Origin of the sequence: Streptomyces sp. NPDC052012, assembly GCF_040689265.1 — a bacterium.
GTDB lineage: Bacteria > Actinomycetota > Actinomycetes > Streptomycetales > Streptomycetaceae > Streptomyces.
Map to the genome: position 1 here is coordinate 187,388 of NZ_JBFAXA010000002.1, position 21,319 is coordinate 208,706.

Here is a 21,319-nt window from a genome sequence, read left to right on the forward strand (position 1 = left end):
TTTTCCGCTCCGCCGCCCGGAACCGGCTGGGCCGCGGGGCTCACGGCGAGGCTCACCGTGGAGCTCACGGCGAGGCTCACCGCGGGGCTCACCGTGGAGCGGCCGTCCCGTCGATCAGGGTGTCGAGCAGTTCGCCGAGGACCTCACGCTGTGCGTCCCCCAGCGGAGCCAGGATCTCCTCGGCGGCGGACCTGCGCGCCGCGCGCAGTTCCCGCAGCGCGGCACGTCCGTCGTCGGTCAGCTCGATCCGGATCACCCGCCGATTGGCCGGATCCGGCACCCGCCGCACCTTGCCGCTCGCCTCCAGGCCGTCGACCAGAGTCGTCACCGCCCGGGGCACCACTTCGAGCCGCTCGGCGAGATCGGCCATGCGGGGCGGCGAGCCGTAGTGCGCGAGGGTGCGCAGCAGCCGCGACTGGGCCGGGGTGATGCCGAGTTCGCGCCGCTCCAGGTGCCGTTTCTGGATGCGGTGCACCCGGCGGGTGAGCCGAAGCAACTGCTCGGCCAGCAGGCCGTCGGGATCGGGGGCGGTCATGCGGGAACAATATCAGGATGACGTTCATTATGAGCATAGGTAACAATGAGCTAGGCTCCGATCGCCCGACGCCTCGAAGGAGACCATGCACCCCGATCACGAACCCGCCTGGACCCCGCCCGCCGGCGCCGAGGACGACCGGCCGCCCCGGCAGGTCCGCCGCATCCTGCGCCTCTTCCGCCCCTACCGCGGCCGGCTCGCCGTCGTCGGTCTGCTCGTCGCCGCCGCGTCGCTGGTCACCGTCGCCTCGCCGTTCCTGCTGAAGGCGATCCTCGACGTCGCGATCCCCGAGGGCCGCACCGGGCTGCTCAGCCTGCTCGCCCTCGGCATGATCCTCAGCGCGGTCCTCACCAGCGTCTTCGGCGTGCTGCAGACCCTCATCTCCACGACCGTCGGGCAGCGCGTCATGCACGACCTGCGCACGGCCGTCTACGGCCGGCTCCAGCGCATGTCGCTCGCCTTCTTCACCCGCACCCGCACCGGCGAGGTCCAGTCCCGCATCGCCAACGACATCGGCGGCATGCAGGCCACCGTGACCTCCACGGCCACGTCCCTGGTCTCCAATCTCACCAGCGTGGTGGCGACCGTCGTCGCGATGATCGTCCTCGACTGGCGGCTGACCCTGGTCTCCCTGGCGCTGCTGCCGGTGTTCGTATGGATCAGCCGCCGGGTCGGCAACGAGCGCAAGAGGATCACCACCCAGCGGCAGAAGCAGATGGCCGCGATGGCCGCCACGGTCACCGAGTCGCTCTCCGTCAGCGGCATCCTGCTGGGCCGCACCATGGGCCGCTCCGACTCCCTGACCGGGGCGTTCGCCGACGAGTCCGAGCGCCTGGTGGACCTCGAGGTGCGGTCGAACATGGCGGGCCGCTGGCGCATGGCCGTCATCACCATCGTCATGGCCGCCATGCCCGCCGTCATCTACTGGACCGCGGGCGTCGCCGTCCAGGCGGGCGGCCCCGAGGTGTCCATCGGCACGATCGTCGCGTTCGTCTCGCTCCAGCAGGGCCTGTTCCGGCCGGCCGTGAGCCTGCTGTCGACCGGCGTCCAGATCCAGGCCTCGCTCGCGCTCTTCCAGCGCATCTTCGAGTACCTGGACCTGCCGATCGACATCACCGAACGCCCGGACCCGGTGCACCTGGACCGGATCAAGGGCGAGGTCCGCTTCGAAAACGTCGAGTTCCGCTACGACGACAGGAGCGGCCCCGTCCTCGACGGCATCGACATCACGGTCCCCGCGGGCTCCAGCCTCGCCGTCGTCGGATCGACCGGCGCGGGCAAGTCCACGCTGGGGCATCTCGTGCCGCGGCTGTACGACGTGACGGGCGGCCGGGTCACCCTCGACGGGGTCGACGTCCGCGACCTCGACTTCGACACGCTCGCCCGCGCGGTCGGCGTCGTCTCCCAGGAGACGTACCTCTTCCACGCCTCCGTCGCCGACAATCTGCGCTTCGCCAAGCCGGACGCCACCGACGAGGAGCTGTACGCGGCCGCGAAGGCGGCGCAGATCCACGACCACATCGCCGCCCTGCCCGACGGGTACGACACGGTCGTCGGCGAGCGCGGCCACCGGTTCTCCGGCGGTGAGAAGCAGCGTCTGGCGATCGCCCGCACCATCCTGCGCGATCCGGCGGTGCTGGTCCTCGACGAGGCCACCAGCGCCCTGGACACCAGGACCGAGGCCGCCGTCCAGCAGGCCATCGAAGCCCTGTCGGCGAACCGGACCACGCTCACCATCGCCCACCGGCTGTCCACCGTCCGTGGTGCCGACCAGATCGTGGTGCTCGACTCCGGGCGGATCGCCGAACACGGCACGCACCAGGAACTGCTGGAGCGGGAGGGGCGCTATGCGGCCCTCGTACGCCGGGATGCCCAACTGGAGCCGACAAGATGAAAATATGCCGGGTTTATCCCGAAATGGGGGTTACCGTGCCCGCATGCAGACGAACACTCCGTCACGGAACTCGATCCGACTGACGCGCCGGGGCCGTCTCGCCCTCATGGCGACCGGGGCTGTCGTGGCAGGCACCGCCGTGGCGGTGCCGCTGCTGATCCTGGGCGATGGGGACGACCCCCGCCCCACGGCCCTGGTCATCCCGGAGGGCTGGCGCGCCAGCCAGGTGTACGCCGCGGTCGACAAGGCCCTCGCCCTGCCCGCGGGCACCACGAAGAAGTCCCTCGCGAAGGCCGACGTCAAGCTGCCCAACGACGCCGAGGGCAACCCCGAGGGCTACCTCTTCCCCGGGACCTATCCGCTCGAGAAGGGGACGACGCCCGAGAAGCTGCTGTCGTCGATGGCCGCCGCCGCCAACCGGAAGTTCAACGGGGTGCCGGTCGCCGCCGGTGCGCAGCGCAACGCCATGAACGTCTATCAGGCGGTCACCATCGCGAGCATCGTCCAGGCGGAGGCCGCCACCGAGGCCGACATGGGCAAGGTGGCCCGGGTGATCTTCAACCGGCTGGAGCGCGGCATGCCGCTGCAGATGGACTCGACCGTCACCTACGCCCTCGACCGGCCGACGCTGCACGCGAAGGCGCCCGACACCAAGGTCGACAGCCCCTACAACTCCTACCAGCGCATGGGCCTGCCGCCCACCCCCATCGGCAACCCCGGCGAGGAAGCGCTCCGCGCCGCGATCAACCCCGCCCCCGGCGACTGGCTCTACTTCGTCACGGTCAAGCCCGGCGACACCCGTTTCACCGCGAACTACGAGGAACACCAGCGCAACGTCGCGGAGTTCGACGCCGAGCAGCGGAAGAGGGCGGAACAGACGCAGGGCTGAGCCGGTGCCCCCCGCGGACGTCGGGCAACGGCCGTCAGGCGGCGGCGAGCGGCTCCCGTGCCAGGAGCCGTCTGATGTCCCGCACCGCCGCGCGGCCCGCGCGGTTCGCGCCGATGGTGCTGGCGGACGGGCCGTAGCCCACCAGGTGGATGCGTGGGTCGGCGGCCACGCGGGTGCCCTCCAGGCGGATGCCGCCGCCCGGTTCGCGCAGCCTCAGCGGAGCCAGGTGGTCCACCGCGGGGCGGAATCCCGTGGCCCACAGGATGACGTCGGCCGTCAGGTGCCGGCCGTCCTTCCACTCCACGCCGTCCGGGGTGATCCGGTCGAACATGGGCTGCCGGTCCAGGACGCCCTCGGCGATGCCCCGTCGGATCGCGTCGTTGAGCGGAAGCCCCGTTACCGACACGACACTGCGCGGCGGCAGTCCCTGCCGCACCCGCTCCTCGACCAGCGCCACGGCGGAGCGGCCCGCCTCCTCGTCGAAGGGACCCTCGCGGAACACCGGTGGCCGCCGGGTCACCCATGTGGTGGCTGCGGCGTAGGGCGCGATCTCCAGCAGGTGCTGCGTGCCCGAGGCCCCACCGCCCACCACGACCACCCGCTGCCCGGCGAACGCCTCGGGTCCCGGATACTGCGCCGTGTGCAGCTGCCGCCCTCGGAACGTCTCCTGCCCCGGGTAGCGCGGCCAGAACGGCCGGTCCCAGGTGCCGGTCGCGTTGATCAGGGCCCGCGTCGACCAGGTGCCGTCCGAGGTCTCCACCAGCAGTCGCCCGTCACCTGCCTCCCGTACGGCCGTCACGTCCACGGGTCGCCGCACGCGCAGGTCGAAGGTCCGCTCGTAGCGGTCGAAGTACTCGGTGATCACCTCGGCGGAGGGACGTGCCGGATCGGCGCCCGTGAGTTCCATGCCGGGCAGCGCGTGCATGCCGTGCACCTTGCCGTACGTCAGTGACGGCCACCGGAACCGCCAGGCGCCACCGGGACCGGGGGAGTGGTCCAGGACCACGAAGTCACGGCCCGGCGCGAAACCGGTGCGCCGAAGGTGGTAGGCGCTGGACAGCCCGGCCTGCCCGGCGCCGATGACGACCACGTCTACCTCACGCACGTTGCTCACACTTTCAACAACTCCGCCGTGGTCGCGGATCTTCCCGCCGCTCCCGGGAGGCGGGCGGCCCCGCCTCTCCAGGCCCGCCCCTCCCCGGGGAAGCCCGGCGCATGGGTCAGGATGGGGGCATGTCAGATGCCTTCACCACCCGAGTCCTCACCGTCGCCACCGGCTCCGCGGAGAGGGTCGTCGACATCACCGGCGACTGCGAGTCCTTCCTGCGGGAGACGGCGGCCGGCCGCGACGGCCTGCTGAACGTCTTCGTGCCGCACGCCACGGCCGGTGTCGCCGTCATCGAGACCGGCGCGGGAAGCGACGACGACCTGCTGGCCGCCCTGCACACCCTGCTGCCCGCCGACGACCGCTGGCAGCACCGCCACGGCAGCCCCGGCCACGGCCGCGACCACGTCCTGCCCGCCCTGGTACCGCCCCACGCGACCCTTCCGGTGGTCGGCGGCCGCCTCGAGCTGGGCACCTGGCAGTCGGTGTGCCTGGTCGACACCAATCGCGACAACCCCGACCGCCGGGTACGGCTGAGCTTCCTCGCAGGCTCCTGACGCGCACGCGCCCAGTCCTCACGGCCGCCGCTGCCGGGGGAACGACTCCAGCGCCGCGGCCAGTCCCGAGGCGTCCGTGCCGATCTTGCGGTACACCGACGACAGCAGCTGCCGCACGCCCTGTTCGGTCAGGCGGAGATCGCCGGCGATCACCACCGGGTCCACGCCCCGCGCGGTCAGCTCCGCGGCCCTGCGCTCGGGCGCGGTGAGCGTGTCCGTCTGGGCGTAGCGCAGGGGCAGCGGCCTCAGTCCCGCGGTGGCGAGCTCGTCCCTGGCCCGGACCGCCAGCGCCTCCGCACCACAGTGCACGGCGCACTCCAGCCCTTGGTAGAGACGGTCCGCGGCCTCCTGCAACCGCCCGTCGCGGGACAGCGCCGCCCCGTGGCCGACCAGGGCACGGGCCAGCTCGTAGGAGGCGGGCGACCGCTGCAGATGGTCGACGGCCTCCGCGTGCAGGTCGAGCGAGGCCGGACCCCCGGTCACCTCGGCCAGGGTGTGCACCGCCTGCCCGATCACGGAGGCCGCCCCGAAGTCCCGGGCCCGCTTGACCGCTTCCTGGGCGTGATGGACCGCCCGGTCGGGGGCGCTGCGCGCGAGCGCCGACGCCAGCCGCAGCTGCCAGGGGCACCACGCCGGATTGCGCCAGTCCCGCCCCTCCAGCCAGTCCCCGACCTCCGACAGCAGCGCGGCCGCCTCGGCGTCCCGCCCTTCCGTCAGCAGCAGTTCGGCGTACACGGTGCGCGGCTCGGGATAGATCACGGCGTTCGGGACCACCGTGCCGTAGCGGTAGGAGTCGGCCAGCCGGCGAGCCGCCGTCGTGCGGCCCCGGGCCAGCAGCGTCTGCACCAGGACGCCGATGGCGTACCACTGCGCGGGGACCGCCCCCTCCACCCGGTCCGCGATGCGCAGCCCCTCCCGGACCAGGTTCTCCGCCTCGGCCAGGCAGCCGCGGCGGTAGCGGATGTACCCGGCCAGGGTCTGCCCGAGGGCCAGATGGCTGCCGCGCCAGCCCTTGGTCTCGCACTCCGCCATGCCCTTGGCGAACAACTCCTCGGCCCGCCGCGGCTGGTCGCAGTACATGAACACCAGCGCCACCGAGACCGGCACCTCGAAGCCCCGGTTCTCGTGGGTCCAGCTCAGGCCGCCGCGCAGCGCCTGCTCCGCGTAGTCGAGGGCCGTCCGCCGCGGCTCCCCGCACACCACGGCGTCCCAGGCGCGCAGGCCCAGGATGTACCGCTCCTCGATGCCCCGGCCGGTCACCTTCCGGGCCAGCCTGGCCAGCCGGCGCGAGCGCGCGGCCGAGTCGGGCTCGTCGGCGCGGAAGGAGCTCCACACGAAATGATCGGCCTGCATACGCAGCCGGATCCGGGGATGGCCGGCACGGCGGGCCTCCTCGGCGGCGACGGACGCGGCCTCGGCCATCCGGTCGGTGTGCGCCAGCGCCTGGGTGAGCCGGTACACGATGGACGCCCGCAGTTCCGGCTCGATCCCGGGCTCCGCCAGCGCCTCCTGGAGGTGGGCGACCGTGGCCGTGGGTGTGATGAGGAAGGTGGAGCAGGCGAGTTCGTGCAGCAGCACGGCGCGCTGCTCCGGCAGCGGCGGCTCCTGCAGCGCCCGGGTCAGCAGTCGGCGGGCGGCCTCCGGGGCGCCCGCACGCAGATACTCACGGGCGGCCTCGCGCAGACACGCCACCGCCTCGGTGCGGCCCTCGCAGGGCACCTCCAGCAGATGGCGGGCGGCCGCCGTGGGCCCGAACCCGGCGGCACGGATGGCCTCCGCGGCCTGGTTGTGCAGGCCCACCCGCAGATGCGGGGGGATGGAACGGTAGATGGTGGTGGCGATCAGCGGGTGGACGAACGCCAGGCCGTCCCCGGTCCCGTCGGGCTCCGCGAGGATTCGGGCGGCGCGCAGCTGCTCGACGGCCTCCGCGGCCGCCTCGCTGCCGACGACCGCGATCCCCGCGGCGAGCTCCTGGGAGACGGACTCGCCCAGGACGGCAGCCGCGTAGGCGAAGCGGGTGGTGGCGGTGCCGAAGCCGCGCAGCCGCTCGACCAGGCCGGGCCCCTTGACCGCCGCGGCGAGGTCCCGCATGACGGGCAGCTCCTGCCGGGTTCCGCGGAGATTGCGTTCGCCCAGGCGGATGGCGAGCTCGACCGCCTCGAACGGGCTGCCCCCGGTGACCGTCCAGCACTCCTCGCAGAAGCCGTCCTCCGCGTCCTGCCCGACCTCGCCGCGGACGATCCGCGCCACACCGTCCGCGGTCAGCGGCTCCAGGGCGTAGGGCCGCCGGTCCGGGCCCGTGGCCAGTAGGCGCAGTGGCTCCGCCTCGGGCGGCAGGTCGTCGGGCCGGTAGGCGAGGACGATCAGCAGCGGCAGGTCGGCCACGCGTGGGGCGAAGGAGGCGAGCCAGCCGAGGGACTCGACGTCCGCCCAGTGCAGATCGTCCAGGAGCAGGACCACCAGGGCCTTCTGCACCGCCAGGCGGGTCATGACCCAGTCCAGACCGTCACGGACGCCCGTCGGGTCCGGTGCGGGGGTGCCGTCGCCGGCCTCCAGACCGAGCGCCGCGGCGACGATGTCGTACCAACTGCCCAGGAAGCCGCGCAGTTCAGGTTCCCGCATCGCGGCCAGCGCGGGCTGGAGCAGCTGGCGCACCACACGGAACGCCATCTCCTGCTCGTTCGCGCCGCCGCTGCCCGAGAGCACGGTGATGCCCCGTGCCGCGGCGCGGGTCCGGGCCGCGGCCAGCAGGGTCGTCTTGCCCATTCCGCCCGGACCGGTGAAGGCGAGCAGCCCGCCGCGCGGCACCCGGGGCACTCCGTCCTTGGTGTCGGCCAGCGCTTCCAAGGCGGCGTCCAGCGCCCGTAGTTCGCGCCTGCGTTCGAGCAACGGCCGGTCTTCGGTGACGGGGTGCCGCAGCTGGTACGCCATGTGCCTTACCGCTTCCTGTGGTTCGGCCGACCCGGAGGCAGCCGAGCGTACGCCGTCCGCGCGGCACGGCGTTCGGCTTCCGCGGTGAGCAGGACGAGGACGGGTGAATCGACGGCAAGGGCGGATTGTGGCACCGTGCTCGCGGGTAGTGACGAATGAATGGGCTGACGGCCGAATGGGGCGATCGTCGAAGGGGGCGATCGTCGAAGGGGCCGATGGTCGAACGGGCCGAGAGCCCCGACCGCCGGCCCGCGGCCGGGGTCAGGGCTCTCGCTCAGGACCGGACCGGCGCCGACGCGCCGTCCGCGTAGCGCGGCACGGTGCGCGACCAGTGGTAACAGCCGCGGATCCATCCGGCCATGCCTTCCACATAGCCGACGGCCGAGGGGCTCAGCCGTGGCCGGAGCTCACCGAAGAGATGCTCGAACTCGGCGATCGTGGCGTTGATCCGGCGGATCGCCAGCAGCACGGCCGCCGGCAGCGAGCAGCGGTGCGCGCGCTGGAGGGCGAGAGCCAGGTTGATCAGCTCGCCCGCCTGCTGCTCCTTCACGGCGGAGTAGAGATCCGGGATCCACACCGCGGCATCGGCCGACAGCCGCGTGAGCCGCCGCATCACGGGGTGGTACAGCTCCTCGGCGGACAGCTCGCACGGCTGCGCGGCCTCGCACAGCGGGTGGAACGGCTCGACGCCCGCGGTGAGTGCCCGAATCGACGTGCACAGCCGGGTCGGTACCGGCGCCGTGTGGGCCTGCGCCACCGCCTCGTACAACAGGCCGTGCACATACTCACGGCTCTTGGCGGCCCAGCGCGCGGCCTGAGCGGGCGTGCACCGCTCCCGGACCTGCCGGTACAGATCCGCCAGGGCCGCCCCGAGGGTGGTCGAGGCCGACGCGTCGTACCGCAGCACGGCGACGCTCTCCTCCAGCATGGGCAGCAGCCGGCCGGGCGACTGCCGGCCGATCTCCTCCGCCCGGTCGTCGAACACGAATTGGTAGGCGATCTGGTTCGCGACGATCTGCAGCAGATCGCGGTCCATGTCGGGGCTGTTGTAGGAGGCGAGTTCGGCCGGCCGGGTCCGTGCGATCATTTCCGGAACACCCGGCTCGTCGGACAATCCGGATTCCCGCAGCCACTTCTCGACGCCTGCCGCCACGTCACGCTCATGCGGATTGCTCGCGAAGGGGAACGGCATGTGGAGATGGGCGTCGATCAGCTCGCTCAGACGGGAGCCGGTAATTCCGCTCCGCGTCGCGGTCGGCATTTCCTCACGCACGGTCGGCATCCTGGTCACCCGCCTTTCGGAATTCCGTCCGTCCGGACAGCGCGGTGTCCCGTGTTGAACCGGAAGCGGCTCGCGCCGGCGCGGGGACGGTGTCGCCGGTCCGGGGCACACAGATCATGGGCAGCGACCTCGGCCCCAGGGTGACCGTCGGCCGCACGGGCGTGACGGGCCCCGGCGGATGGCGCAGCCGCCAGTGGCGGGCGATGGTGGCGAGGGCCACGGTGGTCTGCGCCATCGCGAAGCTGTCGCCGAGACATTTCCGGCTGCCCGCGCTGAACGGGATCATCGGGCTGTACGGTCCGCCGTCGCCGCCCCGGGACAGCCACCGCTCGGGGCGGAACCGCTCCGGTTCGGGGAACGACGCCGGCGTGTGATGCAGCAGATAGGGGCTGTAGAGAACGGTGGTCCCGCGCGGCAGGCGGCGTCCCCCGAAGTCGACGTCCCTCGTGGTGACCCGGGTGAAGAGCCAGCCGGGCGGCGAGTGACGCAGGGTCTCCTCGATCACGGCCCGGGTGTGGACGAGGCGGGGCAGGTCGTCGGGGCCCGGACACGGGCGCCCGCCCAGCACGGTGTCGACCTCGGTGTGCAGCCGGCGCTCGGCCTCCGGGTGCCGGGCGAGCAGACTGAAGGCGGAGGACAGGCACAGGGAGGGACTCTCGGAGCCGGTGAGCAGGAGCGAGACGAGCTGGTCGTGGACCTCCTGGTCCGTCACCGCCGGGTCGTCGCCCTCGGCCGCGGCCAGCAGTGTGCCCAGGAGGTCGTCGCGCCGTGCACCCGCGCGGCGCTCGGCGATCGCCGCGTCCACGAGCCGGTGCAGCCGGGCGACCGCGTCGCGGTACCGGCGGTTCGCCGGCGTGGGGAGCCGGAAGAGGACGTCGACCGGCACCACCGTTCGCACGAAGAGGCCGTGCACGACCTCGGCGAGACAGTCCCGCACCTCGGCGGTCCGCGCGGCGTCGAGCGAGTCGGAGAACAGCACACGGCTGACCGCGCCGGTGGTGAGGGTCATCATGGCCGCGCTGACGTCGACCGTCCGCCCCGACCGCCACCCGAGGCACACCGCCAGGGCCTCCTCGCCCATCGCGTCGATCTGGGCGGTGACCCGAGCGGGCCGGAAGGCGGGTTGCAGCAGCCGGCGCTGACGACGGTGTTCGGAGTGCGGGCAGGTGACGACCCCGCCGCCCATCAGCGGGCGGAGCCGTTCGTAGAGCGGACCGCCCTTGTCGAACGTGCCGGTGTCCCTGAGCATGTCGTGGACCAGACGTGGATGGCACACCAGCCAGGCACGCACCGGACCGAGGCGTATCTCCACCAGATCACCGTGCGTGGGTAAGGAATTCAGAAACTCCAGCGGGCGGCGGAACAGAGCGATACCGTGGCTGACGGGCGGGAATATGCCCGGAGCAGTGCCGGATTTCCATGATTGCTCTGATTCTGCGGTCGGGGTCGATTCCGGGATTCGGTTCATCGGATACCACCTGCCTCAGTCGGCACAAGGGAATCACAAGGGAATTCCGTGATGTCACGCGTAGATGTCGCGTGAATCCTGTCCTGCCCAGTCCAACCCGGGGCCCGATGTGGCGAACCCTTTCTCCAAGGGGGCGCACAGGAGCACGGCGAAGCACACGCAGAATTCCGCCGGTCGGGCGGGATTCAGAAGAGTTTCTCGCCGGGCAGGCCGACGGCCTGGCCGAGCCAGTTCACCAGCAGGTCCTCGTCGAGCTCATCGCGACGAACCGTTGTGCCAGGTCAGCTTCACGTACCTGGTGAAGCAGTGGACGCTGAGGAACCACCCGTCGCCCTCGACGCCGTAGAAGGGCGAATTCCAGGGGACCGCTTTGCGCACCTGGGGACGGTGCGCACGCGAGGTCGTCGAGCCGGCGGCCGATCTCGCGTTTCCAGCCTGGCATCGCCTCGATGTACGCCCGGACGGGCTCGTCGCCGTCGCCCTTCGGCATCTGCGGGTTGCCGCCCGACAGCAGGCGCGGCTTCCGGGCTGTCCGATCCGGTGCCCGATGTGCCCTACGCCCCATGGTAGGACGCTCATTCGTGGCGCCGCACCACGGTCACCGGGCAGTCGGCGTGATACAGCAGCGCCTGGCTGACCGAGCCGAGCAGCATCCCGGTGAAGCCGCCGTGCCCGCGTGCCCCGGTGACCAGCAACTGGGCCTCCCGCGAGGCCTCGAGCAGCGCATGACGCACCCGGCCCCGTTCCAGGCGCAGCTCCACGGCGACCTCCGGATGGGCGGTGCGCAGCCCTGCCACGGCGTCCACCAGCAGTCGCTGGTGGGTCTCGCGCAGCCGGTCCAGATCGACCACGACGTTCAGCGGGTCGGCGGGCCCCTCGTACGGCGTCGGCTCGCTCCAGGTGTTCCACACGTGCATCGCGACCAGCGGCGCCCCACGCAGCGCGCACTCGGCGAAGGCGAACTGCGCCGCCGCGGCCCCGGCCGGCGAGCCGTCCACGGCGAGCAGCACGGGCCCCTGCGGATCGGGACGTCCGCGGACCACCATGACCGGGCAGTGCCCGTGCGCGGCCAGCTTCACCACCGTCGAGCCGAGCAGCAGGTCCCCGAACCCGCCATGACCCCGCCTGCCGACCACCGCCAGCACCGCGTGCCGCGACTCGCTCCGCAACACCGTCAGCGTGTCACCGGCCGCCACGGTCCGGGCGACGTCCAGGTCCGGCGAGAGGTCGTGGGCGCGCTGCTCGGCCTGCGCCAGCGCCCCGTGGATCATCGGGTCCAGGTCGGCCGGCTGGCTGAAGGCGTGCACGATCCTCAGCTGGGCGCCCCGCAGATGGGCCTCCCGGGCCGCGATGTCGACCGCGGCGAGACTCGACGGCGAGCCGTCCACTCCAACGATCACCGTGTCATTCACTGCTCACTCCCGTCCCCGTGCCCGGCCCGCGGCACGGCCGGCGTGATCCCGGACGTCCCGGAGCCGGCAGCGCATCCGAGTACCCGCGGGTACGGACGCCTACCCGGGCCGGGAGGCCACCTCGTGGCCGATCACGGGCGGGCGGGCGGGCGGCGGCCCACGCGTCTGCTCTCTCGCGGGCGGTGCCCAGACTCCTGCGCTCTCGCGGGCGGCGGCCCAGGCTCCTGCGCTCTCGCGGCGCACACGGGTTCTGACCTGCGGCGAGACGGCCTCCCCGGGCATCCTGTGCCCGGACCGGGACCCCTGTCCATCCGTGACAACACCCATGTTCCGGCCGACCGGCCGGATGGCACCATGTCCGGGGCGGGTGTGGATCACCGGTGCGACGACGCACCGCACCCGGCATGTCGAACGGACGAGAACGAAGAGAACCTGGAAGGGGACGGGCTGTGCCTGCTCCACGGATGAGCACCACGCCGCTGCCGGGCATCGGCGTGAAATACGACCTCACCACGCGTGAGCACCAGCACCTGTCCGTCATCGCGCACCGGGACGGCGCCCGCACGGTCAACATCTACCGCTCCGACGACCCGGACGCCTGCGCCCAGTCGCTGAAGCTGTCCGTCGCCGAGTCGGCCGCGCTCATCGACGCCCTGATGCCGGCCCACCACAGCCCCAATCTGCTGCACACCACCGACCTCGGCCTGGTCGCCGAGCGCATCGAGCTGTCCGCCGCCTCCCACTGGAACGGCCGGGTGCTGGGCGAGACCCGGATGCGCACCGAGACCGGAGTGTCGATCGTGGCGGTGCTGCGAAGGGCGGAGGCGATTCCGTCGCCGGCGCCGGACTTCCGGCTGGCGGGCGGGGACACGCTGATCCTCATCGGCACCCGCGAGGGCATCGAGGCCGCCGCCGAGATACTCGGGCGGGAGTGAGCGCGTGCACTCCTCCGCGATCTTCCTGATCGAGTTCGGCGCGATCATCCTCGGCCTCGGTCTGCTCGGCCGGCTCGCCGGACGCCTGCGGTTCTCGCCGATCCCCCTGTATCTGCTCGCCGGGCTGGCGTTCGGCGAGGGCGGGCTGCTGCCGCTCGGCGCGAGCGAGGAGTTCGTCGCGATCGGCGCCGAGATCGGTGTCATCCTGCTGCTGCTCATGCTGGGCCTGGAGTACACGGCCAGCGACCTGGTCTCCAACCTCAAGACGCAGTACCCGGCCGGGCTCGTCGACATGGCGCTCAACGCCCTGCCCGGCGCCGCCCTCGCCCTGCTCCTCGGCTGGGGACCGGTCGCGGCCGTGGTCCTCGCCGGCGTCACCTGGATCTCGTCCTCAGGTGTGATCGCCAAGGTCCTGGGCGACCTCGGACGCCTCGGCAACCGCGAGACCCCGGTCATCCTCAGCATCCTGGTCCTCGAGGACCTGGCGATGGCGGTCTACCTGCCGATCATCACGGCCCTGCTGGCCGGGGTCAGCCTCGCCGCGGGCAGCGTGACGCTGGCCATCGCGCTCGGGGTCGCCGGTCTCGTCCTCTTCGTCGCCGTCCGCTACGGCCGGGTGATCTCCCGCTTCGTCTCCAGCGACGACCCGGAGAAACTCCTGCTGGTGGTGCTCGGCCTGACCCTGCTCGTCGCCGGTCTCGCCCAGCAGTTGCAGGTGTCGGCGGCCGTCGGCGCGTTCCTGGTCGGCATCGCCCTGTCCGGCGAGGTCGCCGAGGGAGCCCACAACCTCCTGGCGCCCCTGCGGGACCTGTTCGCCGCGGTGTTCTTCGTCTTCTTCGGCCTGCACACCGACCCGCAGTCGATCCCCCCGGTGATCCTCCCCGCGCTGGGTCTCGCCGTCGTCACGGCGCTCACCAAGATCGCCACCGGCTACTGGGCCGCCCGCCGGGCCGGAATCTCCCCCAAGGGCCGCTGGCGCGCGGGCGGCACCCTGGTCGCCCGCGGCGAGTTCTCCATCGTGATCGCGGGCCTCGCGGTCACCGCCGGCATCGAACCGGACCTGGGCCCCCTGGCCACGGCCTACGTCCTGGTCCTGGTCGTCCTCGGCCCGCTCACCGCCCGCTACACCGAACCCCTGGCCCTGCGCCTGACCCGCCCCCGCGTCCCGTCGCCCGAACCGGCGCCGGCACCCGCGAAGGAAACCCTCGAACCCGCCGACGAGGCCGGCCTCGAGCGCTAGGGGGTGTCCGCAAAGTCCCGCCTGCCACGCGGCGCCCGGCACGCCCTCTCGCCGCACCCAGAGCACGCACCGGACGCCGCAGGGCCCGCCCTTCGGGCAGACGACGCGACGTTGCGGACACCCCCTAGCCCGTCGGCCGCACCGGCACCGGCGGCGAGAAATGCACGTGTCGCAGCGCCTCGCTCGCAGAACGCCGGCACGCCGACCACACGCCGCCCGCCGGCCGGCCCGCAAGCAGCCGGGCCGGCCGGCGGGCTTCGTCGAACTGTTCGGCGGCGCGCACCGCCGCTCGCCGCCGACCGGATCCACCCGGGCCGGGAACGGCGCACCGGCGACGCACTCTTGAACAATGCTCACGTTTCCTGCTGTGATCTGCCGCACTGCCGACCGACCGTGCCGGAGGTCCCGTGTACCGCCGTCTGCTCGCCGCGCTCGTCTGCACAGCCCTCAGCACCCTCCTGCTCGCCACCGGAGCCGCCCACGCGCAGGATCCCGCCGGCCACCGGGACTCGCCCCCCGCCATCCCCCGGCTGACGGACGACCACGGCCGCGTGCTGACCCTGCGTGGCTGGAACGTCGAGGACAAGACCCACCGCGGCGAGGACGCGCTCTCCGCGATCACCGAGCGCCACTTCCGCGACCTGCGCGCCCAGGGCTTCAACTTCGCCCGCCTCCTTGTCTTCTGGGACGATCTCGAACCCGAGCGCGGCCGCTACAGCGAGCGGTACCTCCGCAGGATCGAGCGGATCCTGGACTGGGCGCACCAGCACCGCGTGCGGGTACTGATCGACGCCCACCAGGACGTCTTCGGGCCCGCGTTCGGACACCGCGGCATCCCCGAGTGGGCCACGCGGACCGACGGCCTGCCGTTCACCCCGCACCCCGAGGACTGGTTCGCCGAGTACTTCGAACCGGCCGTGCAGCGGGCGTTCACCCACCTCTACGAGGACCCGGACCTGCGGCGCGCCCAGGCCGGCATGTGGCGTGTCATGGCCGGTCGCTTCGCCGGCCACCCGGCCGTCCTCGGCTACGACCTGATCAACGAGCCCATGGGGGAGATCGCCCCCGGCGAGGACCTGCCGACGGCCGCCCGCCGCATCGAACGCGACCAGCTCACCGCCATGTACAACCGTCTCGCCGATGCCGTCCGGTCCGTGGACGACGACTCCTGGATCTTCTTCGAGCCGACCCCCATCGTCGGCGAGGGCGTCCCCACCGGACTGGGCCGCGTCCACGACCGCAAGGCGGTCTACGCCCCGCACTTCTACAACACGGCGATGGAGGCGGGCGCCGACTACGACCCGTCGGCCGGCTGGATCGAGGCCTACGAGTCCGCCGTGACCGTCTACCCGCGCCGGTACGGCGTCCCGGTGGTCGTGGGGGAGTGGGGCCCGCTCAACAACTCCCTGCCGAACATGGGCCGTTTCTACCGGGACGCCCTGGCCTCCCTGAACCGCTACAGCTCCGGCTGGGCGGGCTACGTCTGGTGCTACGGCGGCGGGTACTGCGCCGTCGACCGCGAGGGCCGCTTCCGTACCAACAAGGAGCAGACCGCCGCACCGTACGCACCGGCGGTCGCGGGCCGGATCACCGCCGAGCGGTACGAGCCGGACAGCGGGGTCTTCACCGTGGAGTACCGGGCCGGCCGCCACGTCACCGAGATCTCCGTGCCGCCTCGTCCGGGCGGCTGGCGCATCGAGCTGACCGGGCCCGCCCGGACCAGCACACCCACCCTGCCCGCGGACCGCTCGGCGACCGCCCGGGTGCGGGCCCGGCCCGGCGCGCACATCGGGATCACCGTCACCCCGCTCCCGTCGCCACGGTGACCCCACGGGCACACGACAGCACCCCCGGCCGGAAACCCGGTCGGGGGTGCTGGAAGTCGGTGGCGAGGAGAGCGAGCGGACTAATTTCAGGAAAGGAAAGGAGAAGGAAGCCCGTTCATGGCCTCGCCGCAGCCGAGCCTAGCAGTCACTCGGGGATCAGGTCGCGCAGATTTCCGGGGGTGACGACCCGGGAGTCCGGGTGGAGGCCCTCGGGGCGTTCCAGACCGATGAAGGTGACCGGACCGTCCGGGACCTTCTGCCCGTCCCACGAGGTCACGGCCTCGGCGCGCTCCGCCAGCAGCCCGGTCAGGTAGCCGACGGTGAGGTGCTGACGCTCGACGATGCCGCGCAGCAGCGTCGCCACCGAGACCCGGTTGCCCTCGACCCGGTTGGCCGACGGGTGCCCCTTCAGGTACAGGTGCAGCCACCGGGCGTGCCACCGCCCGTCGTCGTCGCGCACGAAGGCCAGCGGCAGCGCGACCCGGCCGGGCCCGCGCAGCTCCGACTTCATCCGCACCGTGCGCGGCTCGAACGGACGGCCGCGCTGCTCGGCGTCCCGCAGCATGAACCCGAAGAAGGACTCCTCGACCTCCTCGAACCCCTCCCCGGAGTAGATGTTGACCTGCGGCACGATGTACGTGCCGCGCACGGCCCCCAGCCTGAGGTTGATGAACTCCGAGGCCCCGTCGGGAGCGTCGGTGATGTCACCGGAGTGCTCGCCCTCCACGTCCCTGAGCGCGGTGTACGACAGCCACAGGACCGTCTCGTAGGAGGCGTCCAGCACCAGCGCCGACAGGTCGTAGTCGGTCGTGCGGGCGGTCTGCTTCCAGTACACGAAGAAGCGCAGCAGCTCGCCCTCCACCGCGGACCGGGACCCGCGCGGCAGCACCCCGAGCCCGGCCGACGTCGCCCGGCCGCTCAGCGGCAGTGCCACGTCCAGCATCGCGGGGTCGACCAGTACCTGCCCCGCCTCGGGCAGCCGGCGGACCACCTCGGCGTCGAGGGCGGCGATCAGACGCTCACGCACCGGTCCCGGCACCGGCCCACGGTCGTCCGAGGTCACCCACGCACGGCCGAGACGGTTGACGAAGACACGGCGCTCCTCGGCGCCCGCCCGGTTGTGGAAGTGCTCCCGCGCCGAGAGCACCACCCGGCCGGACACCTGCGGCGCGACCTGCTGAGCCGCGGCCACCACGGCCTCCCGCTCGTCCTCCGTGCCGGCCTCCCGCAGCAGCCGGTCCAGCGCGCGGAACAGCTTGCCGGGAGCGGACCTCAGCAGCTCCACCGCACCGGTCAGGTCACCGCGCCCGAGCAGTTCCTCCACCCGGCTGTCGAAGGACGGCACCCGCTGCTCGCCCCGGGCGACCGCGAACACCTCCGCGGCGTGCGGCCACCGCGGGTACTCGTGCGGGTGCAGCCGCTCGCCCAGCCGCTTGAACGCCTCACGATGCCCGTGCACGTCGGCCAGCTTGGCCGGGGACGCGGCCACCACCGCGTCGAGGCCGGCCAGCAGCGCACGGCGCGCCGGCCGGGACAGCGCCTTGAACCGGGTGGGCTCCTGGAGCGTCACGTCCCCGTCCGACAGGGCACAGGCCAGCCGCAGCACGTCGGTCACCGTGTCCAGCAGCGGCTCCGCACCGGCCTCCAGCCGCGCCCGGTTCACGACCGCGCGGTTCTCCCGCACCGGGATCGACTCGGGCTGCGGCCCGTCCGCACACGCCCCGGCGAGGACCGCGAGGTCGGCCAGCGTCTCGTCGCCCAGCGGGGTGCTGCTCCCGGCCAGGGCCAGGTACAGGGCGGCGACCTCGTCGTCCACCGGGCCGCCGAGGTGCAGCACCGTCACGCGGTCACCGGCGGCGGCGATCAGCTCGTCGTGGGCGGCGAGCATCTCGGCGTAGGTGTGGCGGTAGGTGCCGTACGACGGCAGCGTGAGCAGGTCCACCACACCCGTGCTGAGCTGCTTCAGGGTGCTCTCGCGGGCGTTGTCGTCGGCGAGGGCCTCGGCGATGCAGCGCATCCAGAAGTCGAAGGTGTCCGGGACGTTCGCCGGGAAGCCGACGAAGTACACGTTGTGCCGCACGTGGTCGCCGACGATCTCACGGACGGTGCCCAGCGTGCGGACGGCCGTGTCGACGACCGTCCCCTCGGACAGCCTCGACAGATGCTCCAGCAGTTCCGCGGAGAGCTTGAACCCGACCGACATCAGGGCGGCGTCGAACTGCCGCGCCGCGACGCTTCCGTCACCCGCGGGACCCGTGGGGGAGGGGAGACGACGCGTATGCCGGACGATCAACTGTTCGAGAGGGTGAACCATCCGGGCATGATCCCAGAGCGGCGGCCCGGGGCGCCCCCGAATTTCCGGCCCACCGGGGGCCGTACCGCCGCGACCTCAGTCGTCCGCGCTCTCCGCCTTGCGCTGCTTCAGACGGGCCGCCTCCTTGCGCACCTCCGCCTGAGTGGCCCGCTCCCGCTCCAGCCACTCGGGGCGCTCCTGCTTCAGCGCCTCGATCTGCTCGGTGGTGAGGGGCTCGGTGATCCCGCCGCGCGCCAGCCCCGAGATCGACACGCCCAGCTTGGCCGCGACCACCGGACGGGGGTGCGGGCCGTCGCGCCGCAGATCCCGCAGCCACTGCGGCGGATCGGCCTGGAGCGCGTTCAGCTCGGCGCGCGAGACCACACCCTCACGAAACTCGGCAGGGGTGGCCTCGAGGTACACACCCAGCTTCTTCGCCGCGGTCGCGGGCTTCATCGTCTGGGTGCTCTGGTGCGACGTCATGGGGTCCAGGGTATCGAGCGTGTGCACGAGCGCCGACCACGGCCGGTAACCTGGCCAGGTGACAGGCCAGGAAGTGTCCCCCTCGTTCCGGCTCGTGTACGTACCCGGGGTGATGCCCGACAAATGGGTGCGCATCTGGAACGAGCGGCTGCCCGATGTCCCGCTGGCCCTCACCCAGGCACCGCCCGGCACGGCCGAGGAACGGCTGCGGAGCCGGGACGCCGACGCCGGCCTCGTACGGCTGCCCGTCGACCGGACGGTCCTCAGCGCGATCCCCCTCTACACCGAGCAGACGGTCGTCGTGGTCCCCAAGGACCATCTCGTGACGGCCGCCGACGAGGTGTCCGTCGGCGATCTGGCCGACGACATCGTGCTGCATCCCCTCGACGACGTCCTCGCCTGGGAGGCGCTGCCCGGCCGCCCCGCCCTGGAACGCCCGGCCACCACCGCCGACGCCGTGGAACTGGTCGCCGCCGGGATCGGCGTCCTCGTCGTGCCGCTGTCGCTCGCCCGGCTGCACCACCGCAAGGACCTCACCCACCGGCCCCTCACGGACGCGCCCGCATCGAGCGTGGCGCTGGCCTGGCCCGAGGACGCGCACACGGACCGGGTCGAGGACTTCATCGGCATCGTCCGCGGCCGCACCGTCAACAGCACCCGCGGACGCAAGCAGCCCGCCGCGCAGGAGAAGGACCGCCGTCCCGGCCAGGACCGGGCCGACCGGCAGCGCAGGGCGGGCGCCCCGGCCGGTGGCAGCCGCAGGGGAGGCACGGGAGGCAGCCGCCGGAAAGGCACCGGCGGCACGACGAAGGACCCACGACGGGGCAAGCCCCGCCGCAGGTCCTAGGGGGTGTCCGCCCAGGGGAGCCCGGTCGCCCCGCCGGTTACTTGACCGTCCCCGACGGCGAGGGCGCCGGCGACACCGTGTTCAGGTCCTCCAGCCCCTTGGGGATCTCCAGCACCTTGACCGGTGCGCCGGCCGGCGGCGCCGGCGGGGTCACCTGCTCCGCGGGCATCTTGGGCGGGCTGGTCTGCTGGAAGTTGACCTGCTCCTGATTGACCATGCCCGTCTTCTCCAGCACGGTCATGTGGTCGAGCACCGTGTCGTTGGCCTGGTCGGCCAGCTGCCGGATCAGCGTGTTCCTGGTGCTGGCGCGGATCTTGGCGATGGCCGGGAAGATCTGACCGTGCGTCACACGCATGATGTTCGCCGCGACCGAGTCGAACTCCCGGCCGGTGGCGGAGTTCACGGTCTCCACGAACTGCTCCTGCTGCGGCGACGCCTGGTTGGGCAGCGTGATGCCCAGCTCGATCGAGATCTTGCGGCAGCTCGCGTCCAGCCGTCCGTGCCCGACGACGAGATGCTCGCCCGCCTCCTTCATCTCCGGCGTCGTGCCCCGCTCCATCGCCAGCAGACCCAGCGGGTGCTCCCAGAGACCCGCCGCGCGGACCTTCACCACGAAGTCGCGGTCCGCCTCGGTGAGCGGCCCGTAGTTCGTGTTGGCGATGATCCGGTCCGGCTTGGTCGAGGTGTTCTGCACGCCCAGCATGGTGGGATAGGCGAGCGCGGCGAGGGTGAGAATCATGGCTCCGCCCACGAACGCGGTTCCTGCCGTGCTGCGCGAGATGCGCATCGTGCCTCCTGGGATATGAACGGCCCAACAGCAGGGAGTACGGACGACAGGCGCGAGACAATCAGCGTTCGCGGAAAAATCTTCGGCGGGCTTCAGGGCGCGTACGTGGCCACCCACACGGTTCGATATATCGGACATTGTGCGAAGGGGTGACCAGGCGATAGGGAGGGGAGCAGGAGCACGTCAACGGGGCGGAGTGATCGCTTGCCGGATGCTCACTTGCGTGCGCCGCGCCCGATCGACTCCACCAGGGGCAGCAGCCGGTGCGGGACCCGCTCGCGCAGGGCCACCTCGGTGCGGGTGCGGACCACACCGGGCAGGCTGATCAGCTTCTGGATCACGTCCTCCAGATGCCCGTTGTCCCGCGCCACCACCCGGGTCAGCAGATCGCCGCCGCCGGTGATGGAGAACGCCTCGACGATCTCCGGGACGCCCGCCAGCGCGTCGCCGACCTCGTCCAGATGACCCTGGGTGACCTCGATGTGCACGAACGCGAGCACGGGATGGCCCAGCGCGGCGGGGGAGAGGGCCGGCCCTGTACCGGTGATCACGCCCTCGCGCTCCATACGGTCCAGGCGGGCCTGGAGGGTGCCCCGCGCCACTCCCAGGATGCGGGCGTACTCCCGCACGCTGGTGCGCGGCTGCTCCAGCAGCAGCCGCAGGATGCGGGTGTCGAGCTCGTCCACGGCCATCGTGCCCGGCCTCCTCGGTGCAGCGTCGGCCGTTGGCACTCCGTCGGCCGCTCATCAGGGACGTCAACTGTACCAATGGCCCAGCGTCCGGCTCGCCAGTTGAGCCACTGGCGGCAGGGATGGTGATATGGATGCGTCGATGG

The 21,319-nt window shown here is 72.3% G+C and carries 18 protein-coding genes; 7 read left to right on the forward strand and 11 right to left on the reverse strand.

Features of this window, described 5'->3' with window-relative positions; translation table 11 throughout:
- Positions 1-88: 88 nt before the first annotated feature.
- On the reverse strand, positions 89-535 hold the full coding sequence (locus AB0412_RS04565; protein WP_366400990.1) for a MarR family transcriptional regulator: 447 nt from the start codon (positions 533-535) through the stop codon (positions 89-91).
- A gap of 85 nt (positions 536-620) precedes the next feature.
- On the opposite strand from AB0412_RS04565, the gene AB0412_RS04570 reads away from it, so the two are divergent.
- Positions 621-2,429: an ABC transporter ATP-binding protein gene (locus tag AB0412_RS04570; RefSeq protein WP_366400991.1), complete on the forward strand. Its 1,809-nt coding sequence runs from the start codon at positions 621-623 to the stop codon at positions 2,427-2,429.
- Between the two features lie 43 nt (positions 2,430-2,472).
- Positions 2,473-3,318, forward strand: coding sequence for an endolytic transglycosylase MltG (gene mltG / locus AB0412_RS04575; RefSeq protein WP_366400992.1), 846 nt, complete (start codon positions 2,473-2,475; stop codon positions 3,316-3,318).
- A gap of 34 nt (positions 3,319-3,352) precedes the next feature.
- Here mltG and AB0412_RS04580 read toward each other — a convergent pair whose 3' ends face one another.
- Positions 3,353-4,432: an NAD(P)-binding domain-containing protein gene (locus AB0412_RS04580; protein WP_366400993.1), complete on the reverse strand. Its 1,080-nt coding sequence runs from the start codon at positions 4,430-4,432 to the stop codon at positions 3,353-3,355.
- 119 nt (positions 4,433-4,551) lie between these two features.
- Here AB0412_RS04580 and AB0412_RS04585 point away from each other — a divergent pair, with 119 nt between their 5' ends.
- Positions 4,552-4,980 carry a secondary thiamine-phosphate synthase enzyme YjbQ gene (locus AB0412_RS04585; RefSeq protein ID WP_366400994.1) on the forward strand — a complete coding sequence of 143 codons (429 nt, stop codon included), beginning with the start codon at positions 4,552-4,554 and terminating at the stop codon, positions 4,978-4,980.
- A gap of 18 nt (positions 4,981-4,998) precedes the next feature.
- On the opposite strand, the gene AB0412_RS04590 is transcribed toward AB0412_RS04585, so the two are convergent.
- From AB0412_RS04590 to AB0412_RS04610, 5 genes are all read right to left on the reverse strand, one after another.
- On the reverse strand, positions 4,999-7,911 hold the full coding sequence (locus AB0412_RS04590) for an AAA family ATPase (protein ID WP_366400995.1): 2,913 nt from the start codon (positions 7,909-7,911) through the stop codon (positions 4,999-5,001).
- Between the two features lie 274 nt (positions 7,912-8,185).
- A complete protein-coding gene (locus AB0412_RS04595) occupies positions 8,186-9,184 on the reverse strand; it encodes a (-)-alpha-amorphene synthase (protein ID WP_366400996.1) in 999 nt (332 codons plus the stop codon).
- Positions 9,177-10,661 (reverse strand): cytochrome P450, encoded by a 1,485-nt coding sequence (locus tag AB0412_RS04600; protein ID WP_366400997.1) that lies wholly within the window; start codon positions 10,659-10,661, stop codon positions 9,177-9,179. The genes AB0412_RS04595 and AB0412_RS04600 overlap by 8 nt, the downstream gene beginning before the upstream one ends.
- Before the next feature lie 255 nt (positions 10,662-10,916).
- Positions 10,917-11,039, reverse strand: a complete 123-nt coding sequence (locus AB0412_RS04605) for a hypothetical protein (protein ID WP_366400998.1) — start codon at positions 11,037-11,039, stop codon at positions 10,917-10,919.
- 197 nt (positions 11,040-11,236) lie between these two features.
- On the reverse strand, positions 11,237-12,061 hold the full coding sequence (locus tag AB0412_RS04610) for a universal stress protein (protein WP_366400999.1): 825 nt from the start codon (positions 12,059-12,061) through the stop codon (positions 11,237-11,239).
- Between the two features lie 476 nt (positions 12,062-12,537).
- Here AB0412_RS04610 and AB0412_RS04615 point away from each other — a divergent pair, with 476 nt between their 5' ends.
- The 3 genes from AB0412_RS04615 (at position 12,538) to AB0412_RS04625 (ending at position 16,074) form a co-directional block, all read left to right on the forward strand.
- Entirely contained in the window at positions 12,538-13,008 is a 471-nt protein-coding gene (locus tag AB0412_RS04615) for a TrkA C-terminal domain-containing protein (RefSeq protein ID WP_366401000.1), read from the forward strand.
- A 4-nt stretch (positions 13,009-13,012) separates the two neighbouring features.
- Positions 13,013-14,248 carry a cation:proton antiporter gene (locus AB0412_RS04620; RefSeq protein WP_366401001.1) on the forward strand — a complete coding sequence of 412 codons (1,236 nt, stop codon included), beginning with the start codon at positions 13,013-13,015 and terminating at the stop codon, positions 14,246-14,248.
- Positions 14,249-14,706: 458 nt separating this feature from the next.
- On the forward strand, positions 14,707-16,074 hold the full coding sequence (locus tag AB0412_RS04625; RefSeq protein ID WP_366401487.1) for a cellulase family glycosylhydrolase: 1,368 nt from the start codon (positions 14,707-14,709) through the stop codon (positions 16,072-16,074).
- 145 nt (positions 16,075-16,219) lie between these two features.
- Here the strand turns inward: AB0412_RS04625 and AB0412_RS04630 are convergent, their stop codons facing one another.
- Together AB0412_RS04630 and AB0412_RS04635 are read right to left on the reverse strand one after the other, a co-directional pair.
- The gene (locus AB0412_RS04630; protein WP_366401002.1) at positions 16,220-18,388 is read right to left on the reverse strand and encodes a TerD family protein; all 2,169 of its coding nucleotides are present in this window, start codon (positions 18,386-18,388) and stop codon (positions 16,220-16,222) included.
- Positions 18,389-18,463: 75 nt separating this feature from the next.
- A complete protein-coding gene (locus AB0412_RS04635) occupies positions 18,464-18,850 on the reverse strand; it encodes a DUF5997 family protein (RefSeq protein ID WP_366401003.1) in 387 nt (128 codons plus the stop codon).
- 58 nt (positions 18,851-18,908) lie between these two features.
- Here AB0412_RS04635 and AB0412_RS04640 point away from each other — a divergent pair, with 58 nt between their 5' ends.
- On the forward strand, positions 18,909-19,697 hold the full coding sequence (locus AB0412_RS04640; RefSeq protein ID WP_366401004.1) for a LysR family substrate-binding domain-containing protein: 789 nt from the start codon (positions 18,909-18,911) through the stop codon (positions 19,695-19,697).
- A gap of 37 nt (positions 19,698-19,734) precedes the next feature.
- Here the strand turns inward: AB0412_RS04640 and AB0412_RS04645 are convergent, their stop codons facing one another.
- Both AB0412_RS04645 and AB0412_RS04650 read right to left on the reverse strand, forming a co-directional pair.
- Positions 19,735-20,484: a DUF4142 domain-containing protein gene (locus tag AB0412_RS04645; RefSeq protein WP_366401005.1), complete on the reverse strand. Its 750-nt coding sequence runs from the start codon at positions 20,482-20,484 to the stop codon at positions 19,735-19,737.
- 215 nt (positions 20,485-20,699) lie between these two features.
- A complete protein-coding gene (locus tag AB0412_RS04650; RefSeq protein ID WP_366401006.1) occupies positions 20,700-21,176 on the reverse strand; it encodes an Lrp/AsnC family transcriptional regulator in 477 nt (158 codons plus the stop codon).
- Between the last annotated feature and the right edge of the window lie 143 nt (positions 21,177-21,319).

Coding starts and splice junctions, on each gene's coding strand:
- AB0412_RS04565 (WP_366400990.1), bottom strand. CDS start 535: ATGACCGCCCCCGATCCCGACGGCCTGCTGGCCGAGCAGTTGCTTCGG.
- AB0412_RS04570 (WP_366400991.1), top strand. CDS start 621: ATGCACCCCGATCACGAACCCGCCTGGACCCCGCCCGCCGGCGCCGAG.
- mltG (WP_366400992.1), top strand. CDS start 2,473: ATGCAGACGAACACTCCGTCACGGAACTCGATCCGACTGACGCGCCGG.
- AB0412_RS04585 (WP_366400994.1), top strand. CDS start 4,552: ATGTCAGATGCCTTCACCACCCGAGTCCTCACCGTCGCCACCGGCTCC.
- AB0412_RS04590 (WP_366400995.1), bottom strand. CDS start 7,911: ATGGCGTACCAGCTGCGGCACCCCGTCACCGAAGACCGGCCGTTGCTC.
- AB0412_RS04600 (WP_366400997.1), bottom strand. CDS start 10,661: ATGAACCGAATCCCGGAATCGACCCCGACCGCAGAATCAGAGCAATCA.
- AB0412_RS04615 (WP_366401000.1), top strand. CDS start 12,538: ATGAGCACCACGCCGCTGCCGGGCATCGGCGTGAAATACGACCTCACC.
- AB0412_RS04630 (WP_366401002.1), bottom strand. CDS start 18,388: ATGGTTCACCCTCTCGAACAGTTGATCGTCCGGCATACGCGTCGTCTC.
- AB0412_RS04635 (WP_366401003.1), bottom strand. CDS start 18,850: ATGACGTCGCACCAGAGCACCCAGACGATGAAGCCCGCGACCGCGGCG.
- AB0412_RS04645 (WP_366401005.1), bottom strand. CDS start 20,484: ATGCGCATCTCGCGCAGCACGGCAGGAACCGCGTTCGTGGGCGGAGCC.
- AB0412_RS04650 (WP_366401006.1), bottom strand. CDS start 21,176: ATGGCCGTGGACGAGCTCGACACCCGCATCCTGCGGCTGCTGCTGGAG.